General features: G+C 66.6%; 17 protein-coding genes. 7 read left to right on the top strand and 10 right to left on the bottom strand.

Going from position 1 to position 13,787, the window contains the following annotated elements:
• Positions 1 to 56: 56 nt before the first annotated feature.
• The 3 genes from SK571_RS18650 to SK571_RS18640 form a co-directional block, all read right to left on the bottom strand.
• Positions 57 to 782, bottom strand: coding sequence for a hypothetical protein (locus tag SK571_RS18650; RefSeq protein ID WP_319985340.1), 726 nt, complete (start codon positions 780 to 782; stop codon positions 57 to 59).
• Positions 783 to 1,052: 270 nt separating this feature from the next.
• The gene (locus SK571_RS18645) at positions 1,053 to 2,279 is read right to left on the bottom strand and encodes a helix-turn-helix transcriptional regulator (RefSeq protein WP_319985339.1); all 1,227 of its coding nucleotides are present in this window, start codon (positions 2,277 to 2,279) and stop codon (positions 1,053 to 1,055) included.
• Positions 2,280 to 2,318: 39 nt separating this feature from the next.
• A complete protein-coding gene (locus SK571_RS18640; RefSeq protein ID WP_319985338.1) occupies positions 2,319 to 2,732 on the bottom strand; it encodes an NUDIX hydrolase in 414 nt (137 codons plus the stop codon).
• 161 nt (positions 2,733 to 2,893) lie between these two features.
• Here SK571_RS18640 and SK571_RS18635 point away from each other — a divergent pair, with 161 nt between their 5' ends.
• From SK571_RS18635 to SK571_RS18625, 3 genes are all read left to right on the top strand, one after another.
• A complete protein-coding gene (locus tag SK571_RS18635) occupies positions 2,894 to 3,637 on the top strand; it encodes a TauD/TfdA family dioxygenase (RefSeq protein WP_319985337.1) in 744 nt (247 codons plus the stop codon).
• Positions 3,634 to 3,978: a hypothetical protein gene (locus SK571_RS18630; protein WP_319985336.1), complete on the top strand. Its 345-nt coding sequence runs from the start codon at positions 3,634 to 3,636 to the stop codon at positions 3,976 to 3,978. The genes SK571_RS18635 and SK571_RS18630 overlap by 4 nt, the downstream gene beginning before the upstream one ends.
• Before the next feature lie 394 nt (positions 3,979 to 4,372).
• Entirely contained in the window at positions 4,373 to 4,660 is a 288-nt protein-coding gene (locus tag SK571_RS18625) for a hypothetical protein (RefSeq protein ID WP_319985335.1), read from the top strand.
• Here SK571_RS18625 and SK571_RS18620 read toward each other — a convergent pair.
• On the bottom strand, positions 4,657 to 5,313 hold the full coding sequence (locus SK571_RS18620; RefSeq protein ID WP_319985334.1) for an HNH endonuclease family protein: 657 nt from the start codon (positions 5,311 to 5,313) through the stop codon (positions 4,657 to 4,659). The genes SK571_RS18625 and SK571_RS18620 overlap by 4 nt on opposite strands.
• A gap of 50 nt (positions 5,314 to 5,363) precedes the next feature.
• Positions 5,364 to 6,650 carry a C4-dicarboxylate transporter DctA gene (gene dctA / locus SK571_RS18615; protein ID WP_319985333.1) on the bottom strand — a complete coding sequence of 429 codons (1,287 nt, stop codon included), beginning with the start codon at positions 6,648 to 6,650 and terminating at the stop codon, positions 5,364 to 5,366.
• A gap of 85 nt (positions 6,651 to 6,735) precedes the next feature.
• Here dctA and SK571_RS18610 point away from each other — a divergent pair, with 85 nt between their 5' ends.
• Entirely contained in the window at positions 6,736 to 7,554 is an 819-nt protein-coding gene (locus SK571_RS18610) for an endo alpha-1,4 polygalactosaminidase (RefSeq protein ID WP_319985332.1), read from the top strand.
• On the opposite strand, the gene SK571_RS18605 is transcribed toward SK571_RS18610, so the two are convergent.
• Both SK571_RS18605 and SK571_RS18600 read right to left on the bottom strand, forming a co-directional pair.
• Complete coding sequence (locus tag SK571_RS18605) at positions 7,527 to 8,267, bottom strand: SRPBCC family protein (protein WP_319985331.1); 741 nt, start codon at positions 8,265 to 8,267, stop codon at positions 7,527 to 7,529. The genes SK571_RS18610 and SK571_RS18605 overlap by 28 nt on opposite strands.
• Entirely contained in the window at positions 8,264 to 8,860 is a 597-nt protein-coding gene (locus SK571_RS18600; RefSeq protein WP_319985330.1) for an ArsR/SmtB family transcription factor, read from the bottom strand. The genes SK571_RS18605 and SK571_RS18600 overlap by 4 nt, the downstream gene beginning before the upstream one ends.
• A gap of 144 nt (positions 8,861 to 9,004) precedes the next feature.
• Between SK571_RS18600 and SK571_RS18595 the strand changes: the two genes are divergently transcribed.
• Positions 9,005 to 9,178 carry a hypothetical protein gene (locus tag SK571_RS18595; protein ID WP_319985329.1) on the top strand — a complete coding sequence of 58 codons (174 nt, stop codon included), beginning with the start codon at positions 9,005 to 9,007 and terminating at the stop codon, positions 9,176 to 9,178.
• On the opposite strand, the gene SK571_RS18590 is transcribed toward SK571_RS18595, so the two are convergent.
• The 3 genes from SK571_RS18590 to SK571_RS18580 all read right to left on the bottom strand — a co-directional run bounded on the left by SK571_RS18590 (position 9,160) and on the right by SK571_RS18580 (position 11,411).
• Positions 9,160 to 10,122 carry a TIGR03617 family F420-dependent LLM class oxidoreductase gene (locus tag SK571_RS18590; RefSeq protein WP_319985328.1) on the bottom strand — a complete coding sequence of 321 codons (963 nt, stop codon included), beginning with the start codon at positions 10,120 to 10,122 and terminating at the stop codon, positions 9,160 to 9,162. The genes SK571_RS18595 and SK571_RS18590 overlap by 19 nt on opposite strands.
• A gap of 25 nt (positions 10,123 to 10,147) precedes the next feature.
• Positions 10,148 to 10,840 (bottom strand): excalibur calcium-binding domain-containing protein, encoded by a 693-nt coding sequence (locus SK571_RS18585; RefSeq protein ID WP_319985327.1) that lies wholly within the window; start codon positions 10,838 to 10,840, stop codon positions 10,148 to 10,150.
• 118 nt (positions 10,841 to 10,958) lie between these two features.
• Positions 10,959 to 11,411, bottom strand: coding sequence for a DUF4442 domain-containing protein (locus SK571_RS18580; RefSeq protein WP_319985326.1), 453 nt, complete (start codon positions 11,409 to 11,411; stop codon positions 10,959 to 10,961).
• A 174-nt stretch (positions 11,412 to 11,585) separates the two neighbouring features.
• Between SK571_RS18580 and SK571_RS18575 the strand changes: the two genes are divergently transcribed.
• Positions 11,586 to 12,107, top strand: coding sequence for a MarR family winged helix-turn-helix transcriptional regulator (locus SK571_RS18575; RefSeq protein WP_319985325.1), 522 nt, complete (start codon positions 11,586 to 11,588; stop codon positions 12,105 to 12,107).
• Between the two features lie 2 nt (positions 12,108 to 12,109).
• On the top strand, positions 12,110 to 13,750 hold the full coding sequence (locus SK571_RS18570; RefSeq protein WP_319985324.1) for an MDR family MFS transporter: 1,641 nt from the start codon (positions 12,110 to 12,112) through the stop codon (positions 13,748 to 13,750).
• The last annotated feature ends 37 nt before the right edge of the window (positions 13,751 to 13,787 follow it).

Genomic DNA, 13,787 nt, shown 5'->3' with positions numbered 1-13,787 from the left:
CTCGCTGACGCTGACCGGTACGTCATAGCAACTCGCGGCGTGTACGAAACTCGGAGTTATTTGACCAGCTGCCACTTGCCGCACCGCTGAGTGGTGAAGCTGCCGTCTGTTGGTGCGATCGTCACAGTGATCGACTGAGCGTGCGTGGCGAAGTTGTTGTCGATGATCTCGCCGTCAGGGCGTGTCCGCTCCCAGTAGCAGTTATCAACGCTGTACAGCGTGCGGTACCTACCGGGCTTGATCTTCCCCTTTCCGGTACCGATCTCATAGGTTCCGCTACCGAACGGAACGTTGCCCTCCAGAACCTCGTTCAGTGCGCTTTGGTGCTCGGCGCACAGCAACGGTATGCCGATCTTGAAAATCTCCAGGCTTTTCGCGTCCTCGTTGATCTGCCCCTGGAGGAACTCCGACGCGGTGACGTACTGAGCCGGGGTGGTCATGCTCTTGCACACGTCGAGCACCCATGCGGATGCCGTGCGGTACGTGGTGCCTACGGCAGAGTTGAGCCCTGCTGTCTGTACAGCCTCATCGACCTTCTCCACTGGAGTGAGTTCTCCAGGCTTGACCCACACGGTCGCAGCCGAGGAGTAGGTGCTGCGGTTGGCCTCGATCGAACTCACGACCCACTTGTTCAGGGACTCGGGGAGCGTCCCAGTAGTCGAAATCTGGAAGAGGTTCGACTTCTTGGTCGCATGCGTCACGTAGACGTAGTAGCCGAGTTTTTGGATCTCGGCGACCGCTGTGTTCGCAGTGACGCCTACGTACTTGGCGGTGTCGATCACTGGTGGAAGCGGTGCAGCGGAGGTCGTCGTGGTCGTTACCGCCGTTGATGATCGGGACGGTTCAGACGGAGGACTTGCAGCGCCGCAGGCGGACAGAGCGGCTACTGCGCCTAGCGCGATGAAGGGCAGCGTGAATCGGCGCATGCGGAACTCTTTTCGCAGTCGCAAGTGGTGTCACATCTGGCTGCCAGGCATGCCCTCTATCGGTGTGACACCAGCAACGCGTTACTGACCGTGGTCGTCCACTGCGATCGACTCAGCCGATGATCATCAGCCCGGTGCCAGAAGGGCGTTGAGGCGTTGTAGTGCCAGTTGCCCACTCGTGCTGATTTCGATGAGTCCGCCATCGTCGGCAGCGCGGATTGTTCGCTGTATCTGATGCGGCAGGCGGTGGGTCTCAGCGGCAAGGAGCGCGGTGCGCAAGGCGTCTTCTGCGCCGTCTCGTTGTCGGGCTGCAAGCAGAACCTGCCCGGCGGTGACTCGCTCGATGATGTGCCATTGCGGGGCGACTGGTGCTGCATCCGGCATGTTCGTCTGCATGATCTGGACCGCGTTGGCGGCTCGACCAGTCGTGACCAGGCCGCGTAGCTCGATCTCTCGGAAGGTGAACGGGTTGAACAACATGCTTCGGCCGCCACCGTCATCGAGCCGTTCGCGGTACCCGTTGATCGCGAGGTCGAACAGGTCCGGGTCGCCGTGTTCGCCTGCGGCACGAGCGAGTAGCGCGAACGCAGCTCCCTGTCCCTCACGATCCTCGGACACGGCAACAGCCCGGCTGAGTCGAGCGATGGCTGCGCCGACGTGGTCAGCCTTGCGCAGCTCGTTCCCGTGCATCCGCAGCGCGTGAGCGAGGAACGCCCGATCGCCGAGGCGCTCAGCGATCACCAGCGCCTTGCCTGTCCAGCGGGCAGCGGCCGTCAGCCGTTCCTCCGGCAGCACTGTGCCGAGCGAGACGCCGAGCGCGGCGCGGCCCTGACCGAGCAGGATCATCGTGTCCCGTTCGGCCCGTCCCTCGGCGGCTCGTGCCTCAAGCCGTGCGACCAGCGGCCACAGTTCGTTGACGGCATCGACGGCCCTGCCTGACTGGCGTGCGATCTCGGCAAGGCGGATGGTCGAGTCGCCGAACTGGATCATCGCGGCGAAGTCGGCATCGTCGTTGTCGGTTACGCCGAGCGCGTGCATCGGCAGTCCGAGCGTCCGCGCGATGTGCCGGCGGGTGGCGACATCGCTGATGTTCCGGCGACCGGTCTCGATCATCGATACGTAGGTCTTGTCGTAGCCGAGTAGCGCTGCGAGCCGTTCCTGACTCAGCTTGTTCAACCTGCGGTACACGCGCAGGATGGTTGCTAGATCACGACTCTTGAGCGCGGTCGTCGCTTCGGGAGTCGACCACAACCACACCGCGGGCACGAGCTGACGAGCGGGCACGACCGGTGCGACGTGGCGCGCGCTCGCGTGACAGGTTGGGCAGATCGGTTCGACGGCGAGCCGACTCAACCCGGCTCCGCACGCATCGCACCGCCTGCTCGTCATGGCTTACCTGACCGCGTCCGCGCGCAGCCGCTCAAACCACGTCGCAATCGAGCGCTTGTAGCCCTCGGGCATGTTCAAGCCCGGCACCTCGTCCTCCGTGAACAAGCCGATTTCCTTGTGCTCGTGGGAAAGCACGGGTTCGCTATCGCCGACCGGGTGGCATCCGTAGGTCACGATGAACACGTTCTTCTCGGCAACGTTGATGTAGTACATCCACGTGTCGAGGATCGGCCCGGTCGTCACCTTCCACTGCGTCTCTTCGGTGATCTCGCGCGCAACGCACTCCTCAGGGGTCTCACCGGGTTCGATCCGGCCGCCCGGCAGCTCCCACTCCTCGCGCTCGTTCTTCAGCAGCAACACCTTGCCGTCGCGGACCACCACGCCCTTGATGGAGACGGGGTAGGCAAGCTGGCTCATCGAGGTGTCCTCCGTGATCGCGGGCTGGCTGCTCACCGGCAACGTAGCACCGGAACCCACCATGCCGAGGCGACGCGGTGTTGACAACCTGTCACTGGACGTGGTGGACAGAACAGCGTTCTGCTGATCCCGTAGACGAGTCGTTTCGGGAGGTAGACGCCATGATCGAGCCGTATCGCGTCAACGCGGACTCCGCCAACCTGGTCGAGCTGATCGCCGAGCAGGGACTCGCTGTAGTCGATGGTCTCGACGGCCCTGAGGACCTGCTCAAGCTCGCGCAGCCGATCGCCATCGTCGTGCCGCACCGGGACAGCGGACCTGATGGCGTCACCACGATCGCTGACCTTGGTGAGTCGATCGTGCGTAGCGGGTTCGCAGGCTTCAGCGCTTGTGCGCTCAACCCGCATACCGATCGCTCCGGCGTTCCACATCCGCCCGCGCTGCTGATGATGAGCTGCACGCAGGCAGCGACAAGCGGCGGCGAGTGCGTGCTCATCGATGGCCAGGCCGTGTACGACGATCTCTCCGAGTCGGAGCCCGAAGCGCTCACCGCCTTGAGCACACCGCGCTCCGTGTTGTTCGGCGGCGCGGCCGGTCACCTCAGCTCGATCTTCAGCGACAACGGTCGTGGTCGGATCGCCGTCAGACTTCGGCTCGATGAGCTCGCTCAGTTCGCACCTGAAGTCGACCGCTGGATTCCGGTGTTGAGGGCCGCGATCGACCGTCACGCGTTCGAGTTCAGGCTGACTGCCGGGCAGGGGTACGTCCTGGACAACCACCGCTGGCTGCACGGCCGGCGAGCGTTCACCGGGCAGCGCGTGGTCCATCGCGTGAACGGCGATCCGTTGCCGGAACTGGTTGTGGCGACGGGTGTTCGCGTCCGGGCGTCGAGTGATGCCGCATGAGCGACGACGCGGCGATTCGCGCCTTTCCCACACTCGCTGCGCTCATTGCGATCAGAGATGCGGGCTGGACCTTCGTCCACCGCGACGCGGTCGAGGGCGTGCCGTCACAGGTCGACGGCTACCGAGTCTGGCCAGGCGGATGGATCGACGCCGTCCGCGTTCGCGATGAGGACGACGCGATGGCGTTGCGCACCGATGGGGATGAGCCGCCCGGCATCGTGTGGGAGCGCACAGGTTCGCTCACGCACGTGGTTCAGGAGCTGCTGAGCGTTCCCGCTCCTGGCGATCGGCTCGCGCCTCGGCTCGTGAAGGCGACCGGACCGATCCTGTGGACGCCGTAGCTAGACCAGCAGCCGGTGTCTTCCGGTCGTTGCTGCACGCGGTCGAAGCGACGGCACGCCCGATCAACTTCCGAGGGATCGCACTCTGGTTCGCCGTCTGCGGAGCGGCATCCGTGCTGGTCAGCGGGGACGACATGAGGGCTCGCAAAGTGTGCCCATTGTGTGCCCGAACGCTCCGAAACGAGCTGATCGACAACGGCACCGAACGGCAGCCGCACCGGCCTGACCAGGATCAATCAGACCGGTGCGGTACTACCCGTCAGTCCTCAACATGAACACCAGGGAACTCGTAATGAGCAGGTCATCGGTTCGATTCCGATAGGCGGCTCGGTGAGACGGAAGGGCCAGGTCACTCGTTGACCTGGCCCTTCTGCCTTTTCTCTACGCTCGCGTCATGGCTGTGATGGACGTGCACAACGACTCCGCGGAGTGGCTCGTCGTGTGGCTGGAACCACTCGCCCATGACTACTGGCTGCGGCGCGGGGAGGGCATCCGCATCCGCACCGACTACACCGGTGACGAGCTCGCGTTCAGCGTTTCCACCCACGCCACTGACGCGGATCGAGCGGCCGGGGTGGAGAACTTGGTCGTCTACGTCGAGAACTGCGATTTCCACGCCGAGGTCACCGATCAGGACGGCAACGTTCTCGAACTCGCGCATCAGCGTCCCGAGGGCCACTAACCGCACGTCGTGAGTGCCTGCTCCAGCGCCGATCGTTCCGCCGGCGCCACGGACAACCCATAAGCGGCTTTCACCGTCACGTAGATCCGCCCGTACGAACACGCGTACCCCGCATTGGGCGGCATCCACTCGTCGGGCGTCTTGTCGCTCTTCGACTGGTTCACCTTGCTCGACACCGCCACGAGGTTGCGCAGGTCGTTGGCCGCGGCCAGGCGCTGTTCGGGAGCCCACGCCGAAGCGCCGCTGCGCCACATCTCCGCCAACGGCACCACGTGGTCGATCTGGATCTTCGAGACGCCGGTGACGCGCGAGCCCGTGTAGGGGTCGTCGAGCGTGCCCGCCTGGACGCCGCAGCGGCCGGGCTTGCGCTCGACGCCGGTCAGGTCGCGGGCCAGGACCTGGCTGCGCTGGTCGCAGCCGTCGCCGTCGGTGTCGAACCACGGCTGGCCGAAGACGCACGCCTTGCCGTCCGAGCAGTCGCGCACGTAGCCGTCCATCCGGCCCGGCGCGGCGACGGGAAGGGCTGCGAGCGACGTGCGCGCGGTTGCGGCGTCGAGGGTGCCGGTCGGTACCCGGTCCACCTGTGGAGCGGAGGAGGAGAGGGGTAGGGCGGAACAGCCGGTCAGCAGGATGATCAGCAACAGCCACCGCATGGGAGAGGCTTACCCGCCACGATGGGTGTCATGGCCGCCCAACGGCGTAACTAGGGGCGGTGTTCGGCCTCCACGAGGTCGTCCTCAGGTGTGGCAGACCCGTCGAGCACCGACCGCATCTGCTCGACGTCGAGCATCCCCTCCCAGCGGGACACCACGAACGTCGCCACGCAGTTGCCCAGCAGGTTCGTGAAGACCCGCATGGAGTCCATGATCCGGTCCGCGCCGAGCAGCAACGCCACTGCCGCGGCCGGGATCGAGCCGACCGCGGCGACGGTGGCGGACAGGGCCAGGAACGCCGACCCCGGCACGCCCGCCATGCCCTTGGAGGTCAGCACGAGCACCAGCACGATCGTCAGCTGGTCGCCGAGGTCGAGCGGGATGTTCAACGCCTGCGCCAGGAACAGCGTGGCCAGCGACAGGTAGATCGAGGCGCCGTCGAGGTTGAACGAGTACCCGGTCGGCAGCACCAGGCCGACGGACGTGGGTGCGCAGCCGGCGCGCTGCAGCTTCGCCATCATCCGCGGCAGCACGGCCTCCGACGACGCCGTGCCGAGGGCCAGCAGGAACTCCTCCTTGGTGTAGCGCAGGAACTGCAGGAGGTTGACCCGTGCGAACACCCAGGCGATCACGCCGAGCAGCGCGCAGAACAGCAGGGCCGCGCCGTAGGACGCCAGGATCAGCCACAGGTACGTGCGCAACGATCCCAGTCCGTACTGTCCGACCAGGAACGCCATCGCGCCGAACGCGCCGAGGGGCGCCAGTTTCATGATGTAGCCCAGCACCGCGAAGAACGCCAGGTTGATGCGCTCCAACAGGTCCACGACCGGCTTGCCGCGCTCGCCGAGCTGGGCCAGCGCGCAGCCGAACAGCACCGCGAACAGCAACACCTGGAGCAACGCGTTGCGCGCCAGCGCGTCCACCACACTGGAAGGGATGAGGTCGAGCAGGAACTGGACGACGCCGGGGAGGTGGCCGCCCTGCGTCTTCGCCTCGACGGCGGACGCGTCCAATGTGGACGGATCGACGTTCATGCCGTCGCCGGGACGCACCACGTTGCCGACGAGCAGGCCGAACCCGAGCGCGGCCGTCGACACGACCTCGAAGTAGATCAGCGCTTTCAGCCCGATCCGGCCGACCGCGCGCAGGTCCCCGACCTTCGCGATGCCCGTCGCCACCACGCAGAAGATCAGCGGCGCGATCACCATCTTGATCAGCTTGATGAAGCCGTCGCCGATCGGCTTCAGGTCGGCGCCGAACGACCGGAAGAAGTGACCGACCAGCACGCCGGCGACCACGGCCACGAGGAGCTGCAGGAAGAGCGACCGAGTTTTCACCCGCTGGAAGCTAGATCTCATTCATGAGCAATGGAGTGCTGTGCTGTTACGCCTGCGCAACCCCACGAGTGACAGACTGCCGCGCATGAAAACCGCCGCGGTGGTGGCCGCCCTGCTCCTGCTGGTCGCCTCCTGTTCGGGTGAGCCGGACCTGCCGCCGCGCGAGTTGCCGCCGGCCGGTGGGCAGCTCGACTACCAGCTCGGCGGCGCCTACCAGCCGGACGTGCCTGTCAAGATCGTCGTGCGCGACCGGAGCAAGACCATCGACGGCAGGCGCTACAACATCTGCTACCTCAACGCGCTGCAGACGCAGCCGAGCTCGATGGACGGTGGGCTCGACTGGTGGCGCAAGAACCACGCCGACCTGCTGGTGAAGAAGCCGAACGGTGAGGTCGCGATCGACCCGGAGTGGAACGAGGGCATCCTCGACATCTCCACCGGCGACAAGCGGAACAAGATCCTGGAGATCCAGAAGAAGTGGATCAAGGACTGCAAGACGGCCTTCTTCAAGGGCGTCGAGCCGGACAACCTCGACTCCTACATGAGGGCTGAGGGGACGTTCGACCTCAACGCCACCAAGGAGTTCATGAAGGCGTTCGTCAGGTACGCGCACGAACAAGGTCTCGCGGTGGCGCAGAAGAACACCGCGGAACTGGGTGACGCGGGCAAGAAGGAGATCGGCTTCGACTTCGCCATCGCCGAGGACTGCCAGGCCCGCGACGAGTGCAACGCGTACGCTGCCGCGTTCGGCAACGACTTCTTCCAGATCGAGTACACCGACGAGGGTTTCCGGAAGTCGTGCGCCGATCGCGGCGGACGGGTCTCGGTGATCCGCCGCGATCGGAACGTGGTGCCGTACGGGCACGACGAGTACGTCTACGAGGTCTGCCCGCCGACGGTCTGAGCCAGGAACGCCTGCCACTTCTCGGCCTGCCCGGTCGCATCGCCGAACAGGTGGTGGCCGACGGCGTTGGTGCCGTGGAACCGGTAGATGCCTTCCGGGCCGCGCACGCCGAGGAAGTTGTGCACGTCGTGCTCGACCACGTAGTCGACGACGCCGTGGACGCCGAACGGTTCGAGGGTGACCTCGTCGCCGACCTTCGCGCCTTCGGGGATGCCGAGCGCGTTGAGCAGCACCGGCCAGTTGTCGGCCCCTTCGGGCTGCGGCGGCCACTGGGCGAACACGTACACGCCGGGCCTGCCCGCGAAGTGCCGCACGTACTCGGCCAGCGTGAACAGGTACATGTCCCAGCCCTTCGACTGCTGGTCGACGAACTCGTCGCCCCAGCCGTCGGCGAGGATGCCGCTGTGCACGAACCGGAGCACGGTCGAGCCCTGCTCACGGCCCTCGACCAGGTACTCCATCGCGTGGAACGTGCCGTCCTCGCCCTTGTCGCTCTGGTAGGCGAGGCGCTTGCCGGGCTCCCACGCGGTGATCGTCGAGGCCTCCTGGAAGAAGCCCATGTCGAGCGACATGCGGCCGCCCAGACGGCCGTCGACGGTGTGCGGGCCCATGAACCACGAGTCGATGCCCGGTCCGGTCGCGATGGCGTCCCAGACCTGCTCCGGGGTCCCGTCGACCTCGACTTCCTTGCTGATCTCGAACTCGTGGGTCACGACTCTTCCTCCTTGGCGATCACGCTCGGGTGCAGGGCGACGACGACTCGGTGCGGACGCCCTCCTTCGGCCTGTTCGTCGTGGTACTTGGCGACCAGCTGCGTCATGAACCCGGCGAGCTCCTCGGCGAACGCAGCGCGGTCCGCCGCCGTGGCGAACCTGACCTCACCGTCCAGCGCGAAGGTCGCGAGCCTTTTCTTCGCCTTGGTCGCTCCCGTGATCAACGTGCCGACGTCGCGCACCAGCCTGGCCGAGACCGCCAGCAGCCACCGGGCGGACAACCGATCGGGTGCCCGCGCCGGGTCCGGCTGCACGGCCGCGAGCGCCGTCGGCGAGATGACGTAGGACGCGGCGGTCGCCTGCATCAGGCGCTCGTTCACGTTGCCCTTGCGCCGTTCCTCGACGAGTTCCACCAGGCCGTGCTGCTCCAGCGTGCGCAGGTGGTAGTTCACCTTCTGCCTGGGCAGCCCGACCTTCGCGGCGAGCATCGTCGCCGATCCGGGCTCCACCAGCTCCGCGAGCAGACGCGCCCGCACCGGGTCCAGCGACACCTCGGCCGCGGAAGGATCCTCGATCACCGCCACTTCGAACATGGCGCAAGCGTCACACCGAAAACAAAATTAGTCAAGAACTGACTTGCTGTCGGTGACTTTGCTCCACCTGGGTGGCGTTCGAGCCGGTACCGTAAGCGATGTCTCGATTGGTCGTTGCTTGTTCGCAACCCTTGAGGAGACAGAATGATCATGATGCTGGCCCTGACCCTGCTGGCACTGCCCTTCGCCCTGACCGCGGCCAACGTCGGCAGACGGCGGTGGATCCGCAAGAGGGGCGTCGCGAGGGTGCGCGCCGAGCTCGACGCGTTCCACGCCGAGCTGGCACGTGCCGGGCTCAGTCACTTCTCCGGGCGCTGAAGCACCGCGCTCGACGGAGAGACCCTGGTGACGACGTCGCCGTAACGGTCCAGCAGAGCGGCCGTGACGGTTTCAGGGGCGCCGAGAACGCAGAACTCGGCCAGCACCTCGTCCGTGATCAGCTCGCTCATCTCCGCCCACTGCTGCCGCCGTGACATGCGGTGCAGCTCCTCGTGCAGCGCGCCCCAGCCGTGCAGGTCCAGCACCGGCCGGTACGCGGGCGTCGACCCGTAGAACGCGATCTGCCGCTTGACGTCCGCGATCTCCTGCTCGTTCGTCGCGGCGAACACCGGGCCGCTGATCTCGAAGCCCTCCAGCGTCTTCCCGACCTTCGCGCGGCCGCGATCGAGCGCCGGCAGCGTGACCTCGCGCAGGTACCGCTCGGTCGTGAAGTTGTGGCACAGGAAGCCGTCCGCGACCTCGCCCGCCACCTCGGTCATCAGCTCGCCCACGCCCGCGAGGTAGATCGGCGCGGTGCCGTGCGGGTTCGGGCCGGGGTCGAAGAACGGTGTCATCAGCGTGTGCTTGTAGAACTCGCCGCGGAACGCCAGCCGCTCCCCGGTCTCCCAGGCGTGCCAGATGGCGCGGATCGCCAGCACGAACTCGCGCATGCGCGCGGCCGGCCTGCTCCACGGCATGGCGAAGCGCTTGGTGATGTGCGCTTCGACCTGCGAGCCCAGCCCGAGGTTGAAACGGCCTCCGGAGAGCAGCTGGAGGTCGTTCGCCGTGGTCGCGACGGTCATCGGGTTGCGCGCGAACGCCACCGCGATCGCCGTGCCGAGTTCGATCCGCTCGGTCGCCGCGGCGGCGCCGGCCAGCGCGAGGAACGGGTCGTGCTTGGTCTCGGCGAGCCAGAACCCGTCGTAACCCCGGTCCTCCGCCCGCTTCGCGATGGCCCAGGCCTCGCCGGGGGTGTAGTCGACGGCAGCGCTGTCCAGCTTCATGCCGCTGAGGTTATTGCCCCGCCGGTCAGCGGTAGTGGGACTCGCAGGCGATGCCGTTGCGGTTCGGGTCGAGTTCGACGCGGTAGCCCGGCTGACCCCAGTAGAGCGGTGCCGCGCCTGCCCGGCGTGCCTCGTCGCAGCTCGCGTAGAAGACGGGCTTCGGTTTGGGCGGTGTGGGCGGCTTCGTCGTCGTGGTCGGGGCCGGCGGTGGTGGCGGAGGCGGGGGAGTGGAGGTCTCCAGGGTGTCCTTGCCGCCGCATGGCGCTCCCCAGAGGCCCATCGGAACGCGCTGCGCGGCCCCTTCGGCTTCCTTCTGCACCGGTGTCGGGGCGCCGGCCGTGCGCCCGGCGCCGTTGCCCAGCGCGAGCAACGCGTAGTCGGTGCCGTCCGCGAGGGTGAGCGCGCCGGTCGTGCGGTCGTAGCGCACCTGCTGGTTCAGCAGCATCGCCTTGGCGAACTTGCCGGCGGCGTCAGCCCAGCACGGCCCGGGCTGCGCGAGGGCGCTGACCTCGGCCTTCGACCCGTCGGAGAGCATCACGGAACGGCCGTCGACGATCGAGGTCACGCTGATGCCCAGCTGGGCGGGCGGAATCGCCGCGGACGACGACGACGCCGTCACCGGCGCGTCCTCGGCCGGCTTCTCCACCGCGACGGGCCTCGACTGCTGCACCTGCGCGGCACATCCCGCCGTGAGCAGGACCAGCACGACTCCGCCCACACTTCTCCACCCCGACATAGGCCCGAATACTGCCTGCTCGCAGCGGTGTGGCCAAGGTTACGTATTTGGATCGGATCGGTTCATCGCGATTCCGAACTGAAATACGGAGATGCCCAGTTCAGCGCGCGGGCTTCAACGTCCAGACGACGGTCATCTCGCCGGTGGTCACGCCCTCGGCGTTGGTGATCGTGATCGTGACGGGAAACTCGGGCCGCGTGCCGGACTCCAGTTCGGCCAGCACCTCGTCCGCGGAGCGTCCCAGCACGGCCTCCGCGCGCAGCGGGCCCATCGCGATCTTCTTGTAGGCGATCTCCGCGCGGACGGCGAGCGGCGTGGCCTTGCCGAGGTGCGCGGCGAACGCGGCCATCACGACGGCGCCGGACGCGGACTCGCCGAGGCCGAACATCATCGCGGCGTGCGGTCCGCCGATGTGGTTGTGCAGCGTCGGGGTGTCCGGCAGCGACGCGACGATGCGGCTGGCGGAGACCTCCTCGAACTCGATGCCCGTGGTCTTCACGTAGGGCACGGCCTGCTTCATGGCATCTGCGATGAACGACACGTCTTGGCTCATGAGAGGGATGTTACTGACGGGTAGCTCTAGTGGCTACCCGTCAGTAACCACTACTCGGCGCGCCCGTACCACTCCACTGTGGAGTGAGACTCGGAACTCACTTGCAATTCGCTGGACCGAGATGGATGCTTGTACCGAGCAACTAGTTGGGTGATACAAGCAACGAGGTGTCAGATGGTCGATCCGGGCAGGTGCCTCGGCACCGGTGTCGATCCCGAGCACGAGCTCGCGGACCGTGTCGGCATGGCAATGGTGCGGCTGAACAAGATGCACGCCCAGGTCACCCATCAGATGGCCAAGCAGGGCATGGACAAGTCCGCCTTCGTGCTCCTCGCGACGCTCTCCGGTCTCGGGGAGTGCCGCTCGAGTGCGCTCGCGGAGGCGGTGCTCTCCGATCCGTCCACGATCAGCCGGCAGGTGGCCGGGCTCGTGAAGGACGGACTCGTGGAGAGGCGTGCTGATCCGGCGGACGGCCGGGCCAGTGTTCTCGCGGTCACCGAAGCGGGCCGTGAGCTGATCTTGAACCGACGCCGGCAGCGCAACGAGGCGATCGAGCAGGTGTTCGCGGACTGGGCCGACGAGGACTTCAAGGGCTTCGCGGACCTGTTCGAACGCTTCGTCCAGGACTACGAGCGCACGATTCCAGCGCTTTTGACCGAACGCGGGATGGGGACCCGCGCAGGAGGGGAAAACTAGAGATGTCAACGACAACCGATGCGACACCCACGCCAGGGGTTTCCCTGACGCATCGCCAGATCATGACGATCCTGTCCGGCCTGCTGCTGGGCATGTTCCTCGCGGCGCTGGACCAGATGATCGTCGCCAGCGCCATGAAGACCATCGCGGACCAGCTGCACGGACAGACGCTGCAGGCGTGGGCGACCACCGCCTACCTGATCACCGCGACCATCACGACCCCGTTGTACGGCAAGCTGTCGGACATCTACGGGCGCAAGCCGATGTACCTCGCGGCGATCTCGCTGTTCCTCATCGGCTCGCTGCTCTCGGGCATCGCGACGTCGATGTACGAGCTGGCCGCGTTCCGCGCGGTGCAGGGTCTGGGCGCCGGCGGTCTGATGTCGCTCGCCTTCGCGATCATGGCGGACATCATCTCGCCGCGTGAGCGCAGCAAGTACTCCGCCTACTTCATGGCCGTGTTCGGTTCGGCCAGCGTGCTCGGGCCGGTCATCGGCGGCGTGTTCGCCGGTCTCAGCTCGTTCCTCGGTGTCACCGGCTGGCGCTGGGTGTTCCTCGTGAACGTCCCGATCGCGCTGCTCGCGCTGTTCGTCGTCGCCCGCGTGCTGAACATCCCGCACCAGCGGGTGAACCACCGCATCGACTTCGGTGGCGCCATCGCGCTGACCGTCGGCCTGGTGCCGCTGCTGATCGTGGCCGAACAGGGCCGTGAGTGGGGCTGGGCGTCGGCCACGTCGATCGCCATGTACGTGGTCGGTGTGCTCGGCCTGGTGGCGTTCGTGTGGGTCGAGAACCGCATGGGCGACGAGGCGATGCTGCCGATGCGGATGTTCCGCAACCACACGTTCTCGCTCGGCAACACGATCAACTTCGTGCTCGGCATCGGCATGTTCGGCGGCATGGTCTCCATCCCGCTGTACCTGCAGATCGTCAAGGGCGTCACGCCGACCACGGCCGGTCTGATGCTGCTGCCGATGACGTTCGGCATCATGTCGGCCACCGCGATCGCGGGCAAGGTCACGTCGAAGACCGGGCGCTACCGGATCTTCCCGATCATCGGCGCCGGGCTGATGGCGATCGCGCTGTTCCTGCTCAGCACCATCGGCACGGACACGCCGAGCTGGCTGGTCATGGTCTACATGTTCGTGATGGGTGCCGGGCTGGGCCAGTGCATGCAGACGCTGCTGCTGGCGATCCAGAACGACGCCGAGCCGCGTGACATGGGTGTGGCGACCGCTTCGGCGACGTTCTTCCGCCAGATCGGTGGCACCGTCGGTACCGCGGTGTTCCTGTCGATCCTGTTCAGCACGGTCGGCGACAAGATCGCTTCCGGGCTGCAGTCCGCGTTGCAGACCGACGCGTTCAAGGCCGCTCTGGCGCAGAACCCGGAGTTCGCGAAGATGCTGCAGGGAAGTGGCGGGGCCGGTGTGGACATCAACAACACCGAGTTCCTCAACGGCCTCGACCCGGTGCTGGCCAAGCCGTTCCTCGACGGGTTCTCCAGCGCGATCGACACGGTCTTCCTGACCGGCGGCATCGTGATGATCGCGGCGTTCGTCCTCGTGTGGTTCCTGCGCGAGAAGCCGCTCTCGACCCGTTCGGGTCTGGAGCGCGTGGCGGACGCGGAGGCCATCGCGGTCTAGGCCAGAACATGAAGAAGAGGGGGCCGCTGCGTGCGGC

Origin of the sequence: Lentzea kristufekii, from assembly GCF_033949925.1 — a bacterium.
GTDB classification, from domain to species: domain Bacteria; phylum Actinomycetota; class Actinomycetes; order Mycobacteriales; family Pseudonocardiaceae; genus Lentzea; species Lentzea kristufekii.
Note: the sequence above shows the minus strand (reverse complement) of the source record. Positions and strands in the feature narration are given on the sequence as shown.